This window comes from Methanosarcina barkeri MS, from assembly GCF_000970025.1.
GTDB lineage: Archaea > Halobacteriota > Methanosarcinia > Methanosarcinales > Methanosarcinaceae > Methanosarcina > Methanosarcina barkeri.
Genome location: NZ_CP009528.1, coordinates 4,451,547 through 4,470,343, shown reverse-complemented (window position 1 = coordinate 4,470,343; position 18,797 = coordinate 4,451,547). Strand labels below are relative to the sequence as shown.

The 18,797-nt window shown below is 41.6% G+C and carries 12 protein-coding genes; 7 read left to right on the top strand and 5 right to left on the bottom strand.

What is annotated here, in order from left to right; genetic code table 11:
• Positions 1–15: 15 nt before the first annotated feature.
• Together nrdD and MSBRM_RS18305 are read right to left on the bottom strand one after the other, a co-directional pair.
• Complete coding sequence (gene nrdD / locus MSBRM_RS18310; RefSeq protein WP_048123674.1) at positions 16–2,400, bottom strand: anaerobic ribonucleoside-triphosphate reductase; 2,385 nt, start codon at positions 2,398–2,400, stop codon at positions 16–18.
• A 104-nt stretch (positions 2,401–2,504) separates the two neighbouring features.
• Positions 2,505–2,756 carry a glutaredoxin family protein gene (locus MSBRM_RS18305; RefSeq protein WP_048122538.1) on the bottom strand — a complete coding sequence of 84 codons (252 nt, stop codon included), beginning with the start codon at positions 2,754–2,756 and terminating at the stop codon, positions 2,505–2,507.
• An 830-nt stretch (positions 2,757–3,586) separates the two neighbouring features.
• On the opposite strand from MSBRM_RS18305, the gene radB reads away from it, so the two are divergent.
• Positions 3,587–4,285: a DNA repair and recombination protein RadB gene (radB, locus tag MSBRM_RS18300; protein ID WP_048122536.1), complete on the top strand. Its 699-nt coding sequence runs from the start codon at positions 3,587–3,589 to the stop codon at positions 4,283–4,285.
• Between the two features lie 186 nt (positions 4,286–4,471).
• Here the strand turns inward: radB and MSBRM_RS18295 are convergent, their stop codons facing one another.
• The gene (locus MSBRM_RS18295; RefSeq protein ID WP_048122534.1) at positions 4,472–5,572 is read right to left on the bottom strand and encodes an inositol-3-phosphate synthase; all 1,101 of its coding nucleotides are present in this window, start codon (positions 5,570–5,572) and stop codon (positions 4,472–4,474) included.
• 539 nt (positions 5,573–6,111) lie between these two features.
• Here MSBRM_RS18295 and MSBRM_RS18290 point away from each other — a divergent pair.
• The 5 genes from MSBRM_RS18290 (at position 6,112) to ppk1 (ending at position 13,617) form a co-directional block, all read left to right on the top strand.
• Entirely contained in the window at positions 6,112–7,131 is a 1,020-nt protein-coding gene (locus MSBRM_RS18290; RefSeq protein ID WP_048123672.1) for an S-methyl-5-thioribose-1-phosphate isomerase, read from the top strand.
• A 371-nt stretch (positions 7,132–7,502) separates the two neighbouring features.
• A complete protein-coding gene (locus MSBRM_RS18285; protein ID WP_048122532.1) occupies positions 7,503–7,670 on the top strand; it encodes a preprotein translocase subunit Sec61beta in 168 nt (55 codons plus the stop codon).
• Positions 7,671–7,695: 25 nt separating this feature from the next.
• The gene (locus MSBRM_RS18280) at positions 7,696–8,667 is read left to right on the top strand and encodes an alpha/beta hydrolase (protein WP_230629049.1); all 972 of its coding nucleotides are present in this window, start codon (positions 7,696–7,698) and stop codon (positions 8,665–8,667) included.
• A 53-nt stretch (positions 8,668–8,720) separates the two neighbouring features.
• Positions 8,721–10,880, top strand: a complete 2,160-nt coding sequence (locus MSBRM_RS18275; protein WP_048122529.1) for a MutS-related protein — start codon at positions 8,721–8,723, stop codon at positions 10,878–10,880.
• A gap of 550 nt (positions 10,881–11,430) precedes the next feature.
• Positions 11,431–13,617, top strand: coding sequence for a polyphosphate kinase 1 (gene ppk1 / locus MSBRM_RS18270; RefSeq protein WP_080941609.1), 2,187 nt, complete (start codon positions 11,431–11,433; stop codon positions 13,615–13,617).
• A gap of 171 nt (positions 13,618–13,788) precedes the next feature.
• Here ppk1 and MSBRM_RS18265 read toward each other — a convergent pair whose 3' ends face one another.
• Positions 13,789–14,199 carry a cytochrome b5 domain-containing protein gene (locus tag MSBRM_RS18265; RefSeq protein ID WP_230629047.1) on the bottom strand — a complete coding sequence of 137 codons (411 nt, stop codon included), beginning with the start codon at positions 14,197–14,199 and terminating at the stop codon, positions 13,789–13,791.
• Positions 14,200–14,587: 388 nt separating this feature from the next.
• The gene (locus tag MSBRM_RS18260) at positions 14,588–16,519 is read right to left on the bottom strand and encodes a PGF-pre-PGF domain-containing protein (protein ID WP_052712949.1); all 1,932 of its coding nucleotides are present in this window, start codon (positions 16,517–16,519) and stop codon (positions 14,588–14,590) included.
• A gap of 597 nt (positions 16,520–17,116) precedes the next feature.
• Here MSBRM_RS18260 and MSBRM_RS18255 point away from each other — a divergent pair.
• Positions 17,117–18,766, top strand: coding sequence for a Ppx/GppA phosphatase family protein (locus tag MSBRM_RS18255; protein WP_048123664.1), 1,650 nt, complete (start codon positions 17,117–17,119; stop codon positions 18,764–18,766).
• Positions 18,767–18,797: the final 31 nt, after the last annotated feature.

Sequence of the window (18,797 nt, the reverse complement as noted above, 5' to 3'; positions counted from 1 at the left end):
AGGATTAAGGAATCCTTATCTGAGTTCCTTTGTGCTGTATCGTTTTCTGTCCAGAAGTTCCTGGCGCTTGCCTTTGTTCCAGCCTTCAACCGACTGGAGGTATCCTGTGATCCTTGAGAGATGCTGCACATTTTCAGACTTACACTTAGGGCATCTGTCCAGTAACCCATCGGCTACATATCCTTCATCAGTGCATACAGTCATGTCCTTGGTAAAGGCAAAGTAGCCTGTCTGGGTGTTCTTTGCTATATGCATGGCAAGCTCCTGAAGGCCGTCAGGATCCGGCTGTCCTTCTCCAAGCCAGACATGCATGATATTTCCGCCGTCTACAATCGGGAAGAAAGTATGTTCGTACTTTATCCTTTCAGGCAGAGATATATCTGCACCAACGGCAACATGAGTTCCATTAGTATAGTAGATTGGAAGGTCGTGCGTCTGGTTCAACTCGCTCTTTGCGGCCTCTAAATTCCCTTTAATTGTGAATTCGGCCTTGTCGGCATATTCCTTATGCAAGAGGTCTGAAACTGCGAAGCGCTGGGCTGTTGTTTCCGCAGGCGTTCTTGCAAGAGCAATCTCCATGCCGTTTTCTTTTGAAAGCTTTTGAGCGTGCATTTTCATTTCAAACATGGCCCTGATAGCAAGCTTATAAGCAGCGGGAGACTCATGGATCTGGAAACCTGTATGGTACTGGACCATTTCATTGATCCCAACCACTCCGATAGTATAGACAAGGCTTTCGAAGTCCACAGCTATGGCCCCTTTTTCCCCTGTATTAGAATCTTTGGGCCGCTGGGCTGCAAAGGGAATCCTGTTTTTCTTGATCAGACTATTCATCCATCTACGTTTGATCTTGAAAACTTCCACTCCCTTATTCATCAGGGTCTTGAGCTCATTGAACAGTTTTTCATCATCATGTTCAGCCCTGTATGCGGCCCTTGGGCAGTTTAAAGACAGGACCATCCACGAGCCCATTGAAAAGTGTTTTCCATCTCTGAAATGAAGTTTGTCATCGAAATCTTTATCATCAGTAGGGTTTGCAGAAAACTGATACGCACAACATTGATAACATGAAATTCCTTCTCCTGCGCCCCTGTATTCCGGAAGCTGATTATCAAAGTAAGGAGTCCCGAATTTAGCAGCCAGCTCGAAGGTCATCCTGTATAACTCTTTATAAGTCGGAAGCTCAGGGTGAGCCCTGTTGAATTCCTCGTTTTCTTCCATAAAGTCAGGCTCAATGGAGATTTCGGGCTTTGGGAAGCTGAAAGGTTTGCCCCAGGCGTCTCCTTCAAGCATAACATCCATAAGAGCCTTGAACCCAAGGCGGACTTCTTTTTCGAATTCTCCATAGGTTCTGAGAGGAGCCTGTTTGCCGTCCCAGACCTTACCCTTAGCAACAATCGGAATGTTTCTCCAGAGCTTTGGGACACCAGGGGAAAGCTGCACGGATGAAAATACAGTCTGTCCGCCTCTTGCGCACATCATCTGCATCATTTCATAGACGAACATTTGCATAAGCTGTCTTATCTCGGTTTCGGATTTCCCTTCCAGATAGGGAGCCATAAAAGTAAGGAAATTGTAAAAACCCTGCCCGCCTGCAAAATTGGTCTGAGCCGAGCCCATGGCTTTTACTGCATGAAGGAAAGCCACCTCGGCATTCTTCGCGGGCTTTGCCACGCTTGATTGAGTTCCCACTCCATCAGGCATGAGTCCATAATAAAAAAAGTAACGGAGATCCCAGTCCTGGCAAAATGGTCTTGTGCCCATATATTCAAGGTCATGGATATGGAAATCCCCATTGAGGTGAAGGTCGGCAAGCTCTTTTGGCATTAGAAGGAGATTTTGCTCCTTGGACATTTTATCGGCTTTTCTTTTATGTGAGGTTTCGGCGTTGTTCAGCTGGTTTGCATTATCATTTGCTTCAAAGCCGTAACCAGTGTCGATTTCGTAGGCGTCGTAGACCGAAGCTCCGACCCTGGTCATAATGTTTCTCCACTCAACATGCCCTTTGTCAAGCAGAATATTGTTTACTATTTCCCGGATAAGAGGACCTGAGAGAAACTTGAGATTCATCTTTTTAATGATCTTTTCTGCATCCTTTGCAATCTCAATGGCTTCTTCTTTTGTGATTGAGGGTTTGTTATAGAAAATTTCGCTTAATTTTGTTTCTTTCAGAAGCTGGTTTACAATAATGTTCCTATCCCAGTTAAGAATAAAACCATCTGTTGTTCTAACCTTCGGGAGAGGGGAGACAGACATCCCGTCAAGGGTTTTTTGCACTAACTGATTGTCAGATAACTGGTCATTTTTGGGGAGGGGAGAGACGGACAATTCTTCAAGCATCGTTTGGGCTGATTGGTTGTCAGATAACTGGTAATCGGGTAAGAGAATCTCGCTTGTCATTTTCTCATCTTCAGTGATTGTCTTAATAGAATTTAATGTGAAATTTGAAGAAACATTCAATTTATTTTTAACTTCAGATCTCTATTATCACAGGATTTTCTTCATCACAGGATTTCCTGGATTTTTTCAGGGTTTACTTCTCCCCCACTGAAGAGTTCCTCGTGCGTAAGGAAAGTATCATTGATCTGTAAAACAGGCGCTGTCACTGTGAAGACTCCGTTGAAACGCAGTTCCGTTAGAGCTTCGGGAGTAGACATATCTGCTACCTCAAAAGCGACTGAATGTGCCTCCAGGAAAGTTTTTAATTTATTGCATTTCGGACAGCGTTCCGTTGTATATATTATTATTTTTGCCATGCTTTACGTCCCTCTGATTTTACTCTAATTCTTAATCTGATTTTTAGTTAACGTTTCTTGTGTAGGGCTCGTTTCTCTTCACATTTTATATTTGTTTATATTGTATGCGGAGTGAGCGTGCAGGTTTACATTTCATATTTGTTTCTATTGTGTGCGGGGTGAGCGCGCAGGTACAGAGCGTATTGCAGCCTAAAACAAAGCCCCACATGGGTTACCATTCCTCAGCTAACCCTTATAGTCCCTACAAATTTGTATTTTCAAATATCAGTAAGCAATATCGAAAGGGTGCAGCTTCTATAAAGTGACCCCCATAATATTGTTTTTTTCATTTTACTAGGTTAAAATGACCTTTATTTTTCAAGTAAATATTCTAAATGCCCTATCCTTAATAATGGTTTTTGCCTCAGGTCTGGATACAGTAAAACCCTTATTTGTATACAATAACACCTTTGTTTTGTATACAAAGATGTTCTATTTGTTATCAGATCTGATAACAAATTTAAGGACCCCTGTTTTTGAAAAATGCCTTCTTTAAGGAAATAATTTCAAGCACAGAAGGCTTTAAGGGATATCCACACCCGATTTCTCGGGTACAGTACGGCTAACATGTATAAGGAATTATTCCTCCACACTTTGAAAAAATATTGTCAAATCATCATTCTCGTTTTCACTGTACTCTTATATATTTTTTCAATTATTGAAAGGGTTAGGAATCTATACCCGAGCATTTCTTTTATATCCACTTTGTTTTTTTATTCCTCTTAGAAAATCGTTAATTTTTCTGAAAAGGTTGGAAATTACAAAAAAACGTTATATCATGGGCCAGTTATATTTACCAAGCACAAAAGAGGTGTCACTTCATAGAAAAATTACTATCTTCCGGCTGCAAGCCCCTTGACGAGCTTCTAGGAGGAGGTTTCGAGAAAGGGATTGTGACTCAAATCTTCGGAGCTGCAGGAACCGGGAAAACAAATATCTGCATCCAGCTTTCAGTGGAATGCGTAAAACAAGGGCAGAGAGTCATCTTCATAGATACCGAAGGGCTTTCTCCTACTCGATTCAAGCAGATTGCAGGGGAAAATGCAAAAGAAATAGCTAGAAGTATCATTATCTATGAACCCCTGAATTTTGAAGAACAATATGCGGCCGTAAGGGAAGTGGAGAGAATAGCCAGTGAGAATATAGGTCTCGTGATACTTGATTCTGCAACCTCATACTACAGGTTCGAGCTTGAAGACGATGAGACAGGCATGAAAAGCCGCAGAGAACTTGCTAGCCAGATAGGATATTTGCATGCTCTTGCCCGCAAACACGGTTTTGTTGCAGTCATAACCAACCAGGTATATTCCGATATTACCTCAGGAGGGGTGCGTCCGCTTGGCGGTAGTTCCCTGGAACATATTTCAAAGGCGATAATCCAGCTTGAAAAAACCGGTGAAGGAACCAGGCGCGCTATTCTGTACAAACATCGGTCCTGCCCTGAAGGTTCAAGTGCAGAATTTAGAATTACAGCCGAAGGTATTCGCTAAGTCGAAGAGATTCGCTAAGCTGAAAAAATCCGCTAAGCTGAAGAGATTCGATGAACCGAATTAAGAAATCGGGAAGAAGTTCTTAGAAGAACCTTTTAATACTCATTCTGGACAGAAAAACTTAAAACTCCCGGTACTTCCGGGGGTTTTTAGAATTCCTTTTTACAGGAATTTCTCACCAGGATTTTAACGTTCTCTGGTTCCAGATATAAATTCTTCAGTCCGCCTGTAAGCCTCGTCGTCAGGGTACTGAATCGCCGGATGTTTCATAAAGTAGGAAGCCGGGGAATACAACACGCCTCCTATCCCGCGATCAAGAGCCAGCTTGCAGCATCGTATGGCATCGATTACCACACCTCCGGAGTTAGGAGAGTCTTCCACAGAGAGGCGGAGTTCAAGGTTCATAGGCACATCTCCAAAAAGCTTGCCTTCCATTCTCAGGAAGCAAACCTTGTTATCCTTTTGCCAGGCTACGTAGTCGCTGGGTCCGATGTGGATATTGTCGTCATCAAGCTTCTTGGAAAGCACTGACTGAACAGCTTCGGTCTTTGATTCCCGTTTGGAAGCAAGCCTGTTCCTGTTAAGCATATTCAGGAAATCTGTATTTCCCCCGGTATTGAGCTGATATGTTCTCTCAAGCTTTACACCTCGTTTTTCGAAAAGGTCTGCAAGAATCCTGTGCGTGATAGTAGCTCCAAGCTGAGCTTTGACATCATCACCAATGATCGGGATATTCTTTTCCTCAAATCTTTTTGCCCATTCTGGATTGCTTGCGATAAAAACAGGCATATTATTAACGAGAGCTACACCTGCTTCAAGGGCACACTCGGCATAAAAACGGACTGCTTCTTCAGAACCTACAGGCAGGTAATTGAGAAGCATATCGGCACCCGATTTTTTAATTTCGTTTACTATATCGGCTTTTGTTGCTTCCTGTTCTTTGCTGACAACAAAAGTTTGACTTTCCTTATAGTTCTTCATATGGTCAGAGACCCCATCGAGAACCCTGCCCATTTTAACTTTCACACCTGTGGACGGAACATCAGGACAAAAAACCGCTGTGCAGTTCGGGGGAGCAAAGATGGCCTCAGAGACGTCTTTTCCTACCTTTCTGGCATCAATGTCAAAGGCGGCGACAACTTGAATATCGCCAGGTTTATACCCTCCAATTTCCCTGTGCATCAGTCCTATAGGTTCTTTATCGTCGACTTTATAGTACTCAATGCCCTGTATCAAAGAGCTTGCACAGTTCCCGATTCCTGCAATTGCTATTTTTATTTTTGTCATAAGCGCTTACTCTCCGATGAATACCCAGATTCTCATAAACCGCATTAATGAAATGAAGATCTTTTATGATTTCTGAATCTACAGATTCAAGGATTTACGGATTCAAGGTCCATGAAGTTTATTAATAATTTATATTTCTGAAAATTACGACTTTCTGTATTTTAGCTATGGATTTTAAGTCTTGTCTTATTGCTCTGTTACTCTATAAATCTATTATTTGTAAGTTTGCTTCTATGGAAAAAGAGATTGCTTTATTTATATCTCACGTGTCACTTATTCCTTAAACAAAGTTTTTATTATGAATGCTGGTTGCCAGAAGCGTGACCTGCCGCATTTTTTTGGTTATTCTAAGGTTTAAGAATTATCTTTAATATAATTAATTTTAACTTTCTCCGATTATTCCGATAATAACAGAAAAAAGTAACGATATGAGGGTGACGAGGCATGCCAGTTGAATAGGTTTTTATCTTATGGGGAGCTTGAAAGAAAAGCGGAAATTTTTCCGGCAGAATCTGACGCTTACATCGGAAAGTGATCTAATGAGGACAATTGACTGGAAGGAAGAGTCCAACTCCGTGGTGCTGGTAGACCAGACCCTTCTCCCTAAAGAGTACAGGATAATAGAATGCAAAACCCTGAGTTCTCTATGCGAAGCTATAAAATCTCTCAGGGTCAGGGGTGCGCCTGCTCTCGGTGCAGCAGGAGGTTTTGGGATTGCCCTTGCAGCTTTCCTGAGCGGGGCCGGAGATTTCGAAACAATAATAAGAGACCTTAAGGTTGCGGGAAAAACCCTTAAATCAACCCGCCCTACGGCAGTAAACCTTAGCTGGGGTGTGGACAGAGTTCTGAAAGCGGTTTCGGATGCCTTTGATGTTCAGGGGGTCCGAGAAATTGCCCTTCAAGAAGCCAGGGATATTGCGGAAGAAGATGTAACCACTAATAAGTTGATAGGTGAATCCGGGACAAAACTCCTGAAGGATGGAGATACCATACTCACATACTGCAATGCGGGCAGGTTAGCCTGCGTTGACTGGGGTACAGCTCTTGGGGTTGTGCGTTCGGCTATTGCTGAAGGCAAAGAGATAAAAGTTATTGCCTGTGAGACCAGGCCTCTGAACCAGGGAAGCAGGATTACTGCATGGGAGCTGATGCAAGACAAGATTCCAGTAACTCTTATTTCGGATTCTATGGCTGGGTGGGTAATGCAGCAGGGGCTTGTAGACAGCGTGCTTGTAGGGGCTGACAGGATTACCCAGGATGTCGTTTTCAACAAAATAGGTACCTATTCCCTCTCCATTCTTGCAAAAGAGCATGATATTCCCTTTTATGTAGCAGCTCCTTCCTCTACTTTTGATTTCAATGGCTGGGAAGGCAGTGTAAAAATAGAGATGCGAGACCCGGATGAGTTACGCTTTTTCGGATCTGAGCAACTTGCCCCCAAAGATGTGGAAGTTTACAATCCTGCTTTTGACGCAACTCCCATGGAAAACGTGACTGCGGTAATTACTGAGAAAGGAGTATTTTATCCGCCCTTCCTCTTGGACGAAGTACTTGTTTGAGAATTGCCTGCTTCAAGAAAGTGAATTCTTTCCAACTTTTCAGAATCCGATTATTAAGAAGTTTCTCTGCTGGATTTATATATCAGAACTGTAAATTATGTGATAATTACCAAATTTAAGAGGAAATTTAACAGTTATTTAATAATTAACTTAAATACCTAATAGTTGATTAAATTTATTTAATAATTAACTTAAATACCTAACAGTTGATTAAAATTTATTTGATAAGTAATTAACAGTTATGTTAAATTTTCTAATTTTTAACTGTTAATTTCAGATAATCTTTAATTATCAGCCAGAAAAACCTATTACAGGCAAGTAAGGGCAGTGAAATTATATCCCAATCAATGCGTTCACACAGGTGTTAACACATGGCTAAAAAATCAGGTTCCGGGCTCCAGTCTTCTGCAGGGCTCATGCGCTATTATGAAGCAGATAAAAATGCAGTTCAAATCCAGCCTAAGGCAGTGCTGATTGTCGGTGCAATTGTTGGCATTGCAGTATTATTCTTAAGTGCTGTAAATGGTTTCTGGCCGTAATCGCAATTTTCTTGGCAGGGTTCCCTTGAGCAGGCAGAATTCAGGAAAAAAAGAAAGGAAACGCAAGGCTTCTTCAGGGACAAGAATCTCTAAGCCCACAATTTTTCTTCTGGGTTTTCTTCTTATACTTGTGGGTATTTTTGGAGTCCTGTATAATCCTTCCAATTCTACAGGTGCTGCGGCTCCCTGGAAGGTTTCGGAAGCAGGTATTCTATCTTTCCCAGATCGAGAAGAGCCGGTATCTACAGCTCAGGAAATCGAAGATGTATATGCTCCTGAAAACTCGGATACTTTAAAACTGCTGTCTTTTGAAAGCAAAGGGGAAAAAATTCAGGCTCTCTTAAGAATTCCTGCAAATTCCTCTTCTTCTCCTGGCCTGGTCCTGCTGCCCGGAGCAGGGGTTAGCAAAGAAGCCGAACAGGGTCTGGCTGCTGAACTCTCTAAAATGGGATATGCAACTCTCACGCTTGACCAGCGCAACCTGGGCAGCATAAATGTAGACAAAGATCTTGAACTTTTCAAGGCAGGTCTTGAGCCCGTAGAATATGACATGGTTTATGATGCTCTTAAAGCCTCAGATGTGCTTGCGGCCCAGCCTGAAATTAACCCGAAAAAGCTTGCAATCCTCGGGGAAAGTAATGGTGGAAGATTTGCAATCCTTGCCTGCGCTCTTAATCCTTCCCTTAAAGGAGTTATCGGAATCAGCACTGCGGGGTACGGCACTGAAAAAATTGATTCTTCCCTTGCAAGCGATTCTGAAGCTTATCAGTTCTATCGTTCAATTGATCCGGATACCTATCTCTCTATCCTGCCGCCTGCAAAATTCGTGCTGATTCATTCTTCTAATGATCCGGTAATCTCCCACGATCTGGCGCTCCGCACCTATTCTCTTGCAAAAGAGCCAAAAGCTATGTATAACGTTACTGAGGCAACACACGGATATACAGCCTCAATGCACCCCTATCTTGAAAAAGAACTTTCCCTTCTTTTAAACTAAATCATATGGGCTTAATGCCCAGCTGAATTTATTGAAACAAGAGTCTCTTGCATATGAAAAGTATTTTGGGTGTGAAAACTTCTCAGCCGCTCTCAAGCCTGCGGGAAATTCATGGAATCGGTGAACGGGTAGCCGACAGGCTGATTGAACATTTCGGAACTGAAGAAGCTGCTCTCCAGGCTATTTGTGAGGGTGATATAGCTTCAATTTCTGAAGTCAACGGGATCAGCCACAATTTTGCCCTTTCCCTTGCCAGGTATGCCAGATCCAGGGCTGAAGGCTGCTCAATTTCCGATTTTCTCAGGACAAAAGAAGCCCTGGATATTTATTCCCGCTTGCTTGAGCTGATAAAAAGTTTTGCCCATACGACGCATGCCAGGGATAAGCTAAACCTTTTTTACCCATTACCTGCTTCGCGCATGGATCTTATCCAGGAAAGGCAGGCTTTCGTAAGAGAATACCTTGAACTGGGAAATGCCTTCCCCGAGAATTCCGAATTTCTGAAATTGCTTACGAGAGTCAGTGAACTCAGGCCTGTTCCCGGAAACCTCAGAGTCAGGGACCGGATAATTCTGTGCGGAGATTCAAAAACCCTTGAAGCAGCCCGAGAAAAGTTCCAGGCCTTTTTGTCTGTCCAGGCTGTAGAAAACCTCTCGGAATTCGTGGATCTTGCAAGAGGTTACTCCAGTGTTATTGTTTTTGATGATACTTATCTTGGTTTTGATCTACCTGAAGACATTGAACCCGAATATTTCCGGGACATTTCCAGAGCTGAACTCTGGCAGGTTTTGCCTGAAAAAGAACTGGCGTTTTTTGCGCGGAATCTGGACTGCATCCGCGCCTGCCTGAGTATCGTATCAGCTCTCCGCTCAGAGAATTTTGAGCTCTTTGAGGAATTTTCTAAAGAGAAGCTTGATATACTCGAGACTGCTCTCTCAAAACTCGGTGAGGATGGAAAGCCTGTTGAAGGGTTTGACCCTGAACTTGACAGGCTCGGAGCAGCCCTGCAAAACCTGGATCCTGTATTGACTTCGGCTCTGAATGAGGCTAATCAGCACATGAACCGAACTCTTGAGGCAAGTTCGCTTACTCTGAGCGGGCAGGAACTCGTCAGGCTTGTGAGTGGTGGAATGGAGATTAAAGACCTGCTTACAAAGGAACTTAATAGAATCTATAAAACTGAGATTGGAGCCATCAAAGAAGAGCTTGCTGAAAAACTAGGGCTTCAAAAGCAAGAAAAACTAATGCTCGACTCACTATTTCCTGATGAAGTTTCCTACCCTCTCAATGCAGACCAGTCCCAGCTGAGGCTTTTCAGGCAAAAGTTGAATAATAGCCTTGAGAAAACAAGGCTTGTCCGGAAAAGGGAACTTGCAAAAACTCTTTCAGGTTTTCACCAGCCTGTAGAAAAGCTTGTCAGGAAAGTTCTGGATTTTGACCTTGGCTTTTCAATTGCCTGTTTTTCGACAGAGTTTCAGCTTAATCTTCCCGAATTGATTCCCGAAGCCGGTATAGGTTTTACAGGTGGAGAAAACCTCTTTTTAAAAGCTCGGTACGGAGAAATCGATCCTATCAGCTATTCCATCGGAAAAACCGGTTTTTCCCCGGCAGGTCTGGAAAACAGGGTTGTACTTTTGAGCGGAGTAAACTCAGGTGGTAAGACTTCCCTGCTTGAGCTCCTTGCCCAATGCGTAATTCTTGGGTATATGGGCTTTCCAGTTCCTGCAAAAAAACTTGAACTCGGGCCTATAGAGGAATTCTACTATTTTGGCAAATCGAAAGGAACTCTCGATGCAGGAGCTTTCGAGACTACCCTCAAGCAATTCTCAGTACTCTCCGAAGCCTCAGAAAAACTGGTGCTTGCGGACGAACTGGAATCGATCACTGAGCCTGGAGCTTCTGCACGAATTATAGCAGGAATTCTTGAATATCTGTCCAGAAATGAACAGAGTCTTGGAGTTTTTGTCTCCCATCTTTCGGAACTTATCCTTGAAAATACCAGAACGGAAGTAAGAGTGGATGGAATTGAGGCCGATGGTCTGGACTCCAACCTTGAGTTAATCGTAAACCGGAATCCTGTATACAATCGTATTGCTCGGAGCACTCCAGAGCTGATTGTGGAACGGCTTTTCAGAAAGACCACTGGAAAAGAGCAGGAGTTTTACTCACATTTAAAAGATAAATTTGAAACCGGCTCAAAAGCAAACCTTTAGAGAAATTTCAGTGTACTTCCTAACATATACTAATAGAGTATTTACCTGGAAATTTCCAATCTTTTCTTGCAGTCTTCCAGTACTTTTTCTTTCTTACCTGGGGCATCTTTTTTTGTTTTTGTCAATAATTGGCTTTGTCAATAATTGTCTTCAAGAGATAATATTATAAATCTTTAGTTCTATATACTAATAAATAGTAGTGAGTTGGCGGAGATTCCTTAAATCCGGCCGATACAAAAGTTTATATATGTTTTGGTGTCAATGCATGTCCGATAACTTAATAAGGAGATTGCGTTCCTCATATGCAAAGGATTCAAAACTCTAGTCGGCTAACAGGGTTGATGTTATCAAGGAAATATTTCTCTAAGGCTAACTATATTAAGTTGTTTGAGTGAACCCGGGGGATATCTTCTTTTTAACCCAGTAGAGCCGGGTGACAATCAGGTAATGAAATTGAATATGAGATCTACAGAGATCCTATCTTCAGATCTTTTATTATTTTTAAAGACGAGTTTGAATAAGTGCAAAACCCAGGTCACGCGTGATAGCAATGGAGCGAAACTTCCCCATTCAGTGTGCAGATTTTGATAGGCTGATGATGGATAATGTTGAAGGAACTCGGGTAGAAGTTTCCGGTATGCCTGACCTAAGCGATCCATGTTTATATACGGACCGCGAGTACAGCTGGCTTCAGTTCAATGACAGAGTACTCGAAGAGGCTTTTGATGATCGCAATCCTCTGCTTGAAAGAGTCAAGTTTCTTTCGATCTTTGGAAGTAATCTTGATGAATTTTTTATGGTCAGGGTTTCAGGCGTCGAGAAAAGAATAGTGGAAGCTATGAAAGATGACCGGACAGATGAGACAGCACAGGAACAACTTCGCGTCATCCGGGAAGAGCTTCTCAGGCAGCTTCCTCTCAATGACAGTTGCTGGAATGAAATGCTTGAGCCTGCTCTCAGGAAAGAAGGAATTAAAGTCCTTAATTACTTTGAGCTTTCTAAGAAGGAAAGAGAAAAGTTGAGAAACTATTTCGAGAGAAATATTTTTCCTTTACTTACTCCTCTCGGTTTTGATTCAGGACATCCTTTCCCTCATATTTCCAACCTCAGCCTTAACCTTGCAGTATTAATTGATGATCCGGATTACGGGGAACGTTTTGCCAGGGTCAAGATTCCTCCAATGTTTATGCGACTAATCGTTGTTCCTGAAGGAGACCAGGAGAAAATAACTTCCAGTCTGAAAGAGCTGAAAAAAGGACGTTTTGTCTGGCTTGAACAGCTTATCGCTGCAAATCTTGACCTCCTGTTTCCCGGACAGCGCATCCTTGGAGCTTATCCTTTCAGAATTACACGCGATGCAGACCTTGGGTTTGATGAGGATGGAGACAAAGACCTCCTGACCGCTGTAGAACAAAGAGTCGGCAGGAATTACTTCGGGTCGGTTGTCAGACTTGAGACCGACTATACAATGCCAGCAAAAATCTCGGATATTCTTCTTAAGAACCTGGACCTTTCCCCTTCCCTTATGTTCAGGTCTGCAGCTCCTCTGGGGCTTTCAAATCTAAGTAAACTTGCAAAGATCGATCGCCCTGACCTTAAGTATGAATCCTTCGAGCCGAAAAAACATTCTCAACTAGCAAATAGGGATAAAATTTTTGCAACTCTGAAAAAACGAGATATTCTTCTCTATCATCCCTATGACAGTTTCGAATCGGTAATTGATTTCGTGGAAGAATCTGCCGAAGATCCTGATGTTCTGGCAATCAAAATGACCCTGTACAGGGTGGATGACAATTCCAGAATTGTTCAGGCCCTTATGAAGGCTGCGGACCGGAGAAAACAAGTAGCGGTCCTGGTGGAGCTTAAAGCTCGTTTCGATGAGGAAAACAATATAGGCTGGGCAAAAGAACTTGAGTGCAAAGGGGTTCATGTAGCTTACGGCTTCCCTGGACGTAAGATTCATTCCAAGATGTGTCTGGTTGTCAGGGCTGAAAAAGAAGGTATCGGGTATTATGTGCACATGAGTACAGGTAACTATAACGCAGTCACAGGAAAACTGTATACCGATATGGGGTATCTGACAAGTGATCCATGCATAGGTAAGGATGTCTCTGACCTTTTTAATGCCCTTACTGGATATTCGCGAAAAGACCATTATATCAAACTCCTTGTAGCTCCCCAGACTCTAAGGCATCAGATTTTGGAGCGCATCAGGCGTGAAATCGACCTTCACGAGAAGTGTGGAAATGGGCACCTGATCTTCAAGATGAATTCCCTTGTGGACTACCAGTGTATCCGGGAACTTTACAGGGCTTCTCAGGCCGGAGTGAAGGTAGATCTTCTTGTCCGGGGAATCTGCTGCCTCAGGCCAGGTATTATTGGGCTCAGTGAAAATATCAGGGTTACCTCGATAGTTGGCCGTTTTCTCGAACATTCCAGAATATATTATTTCAGGAATGGAGGAAAAGAAGAGATTCTTATGGGAAGCGCCGATCTTATGCCGCGCAACCTGGACAACAGGGTAGAAATCCTCTTTCCGGTATCTTCCGAATATATCCCTGTCGTGAGAGACGTTATCCTTGGCACTCACCTTAAAGATAATGTAAAAGCTCGCCTTCTGCTTCCTAACGGCAAGACTGAGAGAATCTACCCTCAGCCTGAAGAAGAAGAACTGGATTCTCAGTTATGGATGCTTGAGAATAGCAGAAGCTGGGATTTAAGCTATAAGAAAGGCTGAAAATGGGAATTCTTCTTTTTGCTTTCCCTTATTTCTTTTACTTTTTTACTTATTTTCCTAGGTAATGTGCCAATTGTGTTTACTGACATATAGGCAAAAAGTGATAGTATGAAACAAGAAAATTTAACGAATATGCGTAAAAAGTTGTTATAAAATTATCATAATTTTGTATTATTCTTTCAAAGTCCCGACAATAGGATATTTCTTTAATATTTCAGCTCCGTGTGGTGTCCTGTCTAATTCTTCGGTTATATCTTTCCCTGCAGGACATCCCTCATGATTGCCATCTTTCCAAAGATAACTATCAGATGAGACATCATATACCTGACCTTGATAAGCAATGTATATCGTTTCATTTGTACCGTCGTACTTTGCAAGTTCTTCAAGTGTATATTCTTTTATTTCCGTTTTCTCTGTCAAATTCTGTGTTTCAGTTGCCTCTTCTCCATTTGGAGTATCTGCATCAGCTTGGGTTCCGGCTTTTTCTGGAGTTACCAGTTTATTTCCCACGCATCCTGTTGCGAGGAACATGCAAAACAAAACTATCAATATAATTAGTTTTTTTCTCATTATTTTACCCATCCAACATCTGATACTGTATTTGTTCCTGACCTCAATTTGCTCCTGACCTCAATTTGTCCCTGACCTCACATGTAGTTTATATCTAAATATTTATTAAGTTGTCAATCTATTATTTCAGTTAGCTGATTGACTTCTAAGCCTAGAGTGTTAATCGTCTGAAAAATAGATAAACATACTTACCGAATAGAGGTAATAAAAACAGTTTGCTTAAGCTTTATAATTCAGTTAATCTTGGAATAAAGCTTAATTAAAGATTTTAACTTCAATAATAAATTTTCTACGGAGTCGTACTATGTGTTTCGTTTGTTTTTTACATTTGATGAATTACGGTTCTATGGGTTTCAACAATCCACACACAATTTCAAAATAAAATTCTGAAAAAAATTTTTTAGATTTTTTTCTTCATTACAAAGTACTCTATAAGAATCAAAAACAGAGGTAGAGAAATTGCCAGAAATATTTTGGCTTTTCCCATAAGGTCGTTGGTTTCGCTGTCTTTCTCTGAGCTTTCGTTGTGAATACTTGTTTTTGCTTCACCGTCAAGTTTTATCAAAGCGTCCTCTTCTGCTTGTTCACTGGCTATAGATACGTTTTCCCCATCTACGGAATAATTGGTTATTGCAAAGCAGGAGAAGCCAGACGTTTTCGATTTAAAATAAACGTAATTCTTATCTTCTGTGACTTTTTCGGTATCTAGGGGCTCCCAGCTTTCATTGTACCATTGAAGAATTATCTGAGACTGATTAATATTATTCTCTTCAATCCATGGTTTTTCAACTTTGAACTCTATAGCCCCATTTTCGCAATAATTGGCGACACCTGCTCCATAATTTCCTACCCAGATATTCACATATTTATATATCTTGCTAGGAGGAACTTCTGAGACAAAAGCAGATTTATTTTTGAGGACTTCTACAGTTGTAATTGTTCTCTTTAATGTTTTTATTGGGTCAAATTCGATATATGTAATGCATGTAGCATCTTCCAGAAAATTGAACTTGATATGATAACCACTTTGAACGTTGCCGGTGGCAAGCTCTTTTGCTTCTACATTGCTGACTGGTTCTTTTGAAAGACTGGCGCCTCCTGAACCGCCGCTGGAGGACCCTGATCTCTTGCTTCCTGAATCGCTGCCTGAAGACTCTGAGCTCTCATTTTCTGAATCACTGCCTGAAGACCCCGAACTTTCATTTCCTCCATCATCACTTGAAACTGTTTCTTTATATACGGTTGCGGTTTTTGTGAACTCATTATTGGTTTCATCGCTTTCAGAAACAATGCTTCCTGAATCCACGGTTACTTTCACTTCAATTTGCCCTTCGGTTCCAGGAGTCCAGAAAAAAATACCTGTTCCGGTTTCACCTGCTGCAAGGGCTGGTATTGATGTAACTCCCGTATAACTTTCATTGTTTCCTTTAATATCATACCTAATTTCGCTTTTCTCAGCAGCTGTAGAGCCATTATTCTTCACTGTTGCCGTAAAGGTTATATTCTCTCCTGGATGCGGTTCTTCAGGACTCAGAGAAATCGATTCTATTTTCAGGTCAGGAAGCTCACGTTTTATACTTATGGTTTTTGACATCTCATTATTGTCTTCATCACTTTCACTAATGGTATTCCCAGAATCTGCGATCGCTGTTACACTCATGTTCTCTTCATTTCCAGGAGTCAGCGAAAATTCTGCACTTGTACTTGTCCCTGCTGAAAGTTCAGGAATAGAGATTTCTCCTGAAGTTCCGTTACTACTGTATTTTGCAGTACTATTATTGGCAGTTGCTTCTCCCACATTCTTTATTTTCAGGGTAAAGTTCAAAGGTTTTCCGGCTTCGGGTTGTGTTGATGATTCTGGATACAGGTCTTCAACTATCAGATCTGGAAGTGACTCCTGTACTATTTTCACAGTAATTACTTTCTCACTATTCTCTACGTTCTCTAAAGAAGCCTTTATTGTCACTGTTTCTTCCGTGTCAGGAGTTGTCCAGGTGTAGGAAATTAATTTTTCTGATCCAGCCTCTATTGCCGGGACTTCTTCTTTTTCCTCGTTTTCACCAATTAAATATATTATATTCGTTGGTTCTGAGGTTTCATTTCCTGTGTTTTTAACTAAGGAATTAATAACGACCATACTATCGGGTTTTGGATAATCAGGGTCAGTGGAGAGTTTTTCCAATATAAGATTGGAGGTTAGTGTACTATTTGTCGAATTTCCGTTGTCTGCAAATTGTCCATCTGCAGCAGATACTATACAGGGTATCAATCCAGGAATTATTACTATCGTTAATAATACAGAAATTAAAGAATTAAAAAAATGAGTTCTCATTTTAATTGTCCTCCTCCCATGGCAGTGTCGCAAATTTTCTATAAATTTAAAGTCAAGTTTTTAAGTACAATGGGAAAATTGACCTCCCAACATGGAATTGCTACATTACAACTTCTCAAAATTTATGGTTTTAATGAAAAACCGACACACTGCCCAAAAACAACAAAATGACAAAACTATGACAAAACTAAAAACTAAATTTTTGCAGCCTTAATGTGTCTATAAACTTAAATTGTATCTAATTTATATGAATACTGGGGTTCTTGATTACTACTTTGTCACGAAATACAAAACTCATTTTAAATTTACACATATATGTGTTTTTTCAATAACCAACGGCTTAATTTTCCCATACTAAAATGCAGAAAAAACCTGAAAAAGAACTCTTTTAATACTCTTTCTTTATTTAGTATGTAAATAGACAAACTATACTATATATGGAGAAAGAATATAAATATATAATAACAATTACAAACTTTCGGCACACTGTCAAATAATCTAAAATAGAATAAAAATATGAACTATTATTGTGAAGCTTATTTTGAGTTTCTCGACTCCTTCGAGAAAAACGAAAGACAGGGCTTTCAGGTGGTAATAATGGAACCCGAGAAAATCTCCGAAGGCAGAGTTGTTGCGTTTATCGATATAGGCACTAACTCGATCCGGCTTCTTCTGGTCCGGATCAATCCCAATGGGTCTTACCTGCCCCTGACCAAGCAGAAGGAAACGGTCAGGCTCGGGGATGGGGAATTCATAGACAGAATTCTGCAGCCTAAGGCGATAGAACGCGCAGTTGTTGTCTGTAAAAAGTTCATGGAACTTGCCAGGGCCTACAGGGCAGAAGAGGTCATAGCTGTGGCTACCTCAGCAACGCGAGACGCAAGCAATAAGGTTCAGCTTCTCGAAATGTTGAAAAAGGAAGCAAATCTGGAAGTCTGTACAATTTCCGGAACTGAAGAAGCTCGCCTCATTTACCTTGGGGTTTCAAGCGGGCTTCGGCTTGGGAACTCAAAAGCTCTGTTCATAGATATCGGAGGTGGGAGCACCGAAGTATCGGTAGGGGACCAGACCCGGTGTTATTATCTTTATTCCTTTAACCTTGGAGCTGTCAGGCTGACAAATATGTTTTTGCAGGACGAAACCGGGCCTGTTTCCGAGGAACAGTATGAGCAGATTAAGGCTTATATTCGGCGCAAGATTACAGATATAATAAAAGACCTTTCCGAGTACGATATAAGCTGTTCGATTGGAAGTTCGGGAACAATTGAAAACCTTGCCAGGATCGCTTTTGTTTACTTGCACAAAACATCCCGTGAGAGTTTTGAGAAACTGGAGTATGAAGACCTGAAGAAAATAGTCAGGGCAATGTGCTCCATACCTCTCGAAGAGCGGCGTAAATTCCCGGGAATCAATGTGCAAAGAGCAGATATTATTATCGCAGGGGCTGCAATTATTGAGACATTTATGGAAGAGATGGGGCTTTCCGAAATCAGAATAAGTAAACGCGGGCTTCGAGAGGGGCTGCTTGTAGACTATATCTCAAAGAGTGAATTCTCCTACATGATTACTCAGATGTCTGTAAGAAAGCGCAGCATCATGCAGCTTGGGCTTACCTGCAATTTCGATGAAGAGCATGCTCATATCGTTACCAGACTTGCCCTTGAACTCTTTGACAGTATTCAGGCGCTTGGAATTTATAAGTTCAGGGAAGGGGAAAGGGAACTTCTTGAATACGGTTCCATCCTGCATGACATAGGGACATTCCTATCATACGATACCCATCAGGTCCATGCCTATCACCTGATAAGGGAGAGCAATCTTCCGGGTTTCCAGCCTGAAGAAATCGAAATCATAGCGAATCTTGCCTATTTCCACAGGAAAAATACGCCTAAAAAGAAACATCCCAATCTTGTCGGGCTTAATAAAGACACAGTAAAAAGTATAAAAGTTCTCAGTGCCCTGCTCCGCATTGCCGAAGGGCTGGATCGTTCTCACAATGGAGTTATTTCCCACGTCCGGTTTTACATAGCTTCTACCGACAGCCTGGTGCTTGAAATGCACGCTCAACAGGAGTGCCAGCTCGAAATCTGGGAGGTAGAGAAACAGAAAAAATATTTCAAGAAAATATTCGGATACAATCTTCAGTCTAAAGTCCTTATAAAGCAGGATGCTGGGGTTCCCTTAGTCTTAGAAGGAGACGCTGATCTTGAGGAACTTCCAGAGGTTGAAATATCCTCAAAAAGTTAAGTTAACACTTCTGCATTAGTACAGGTTATTA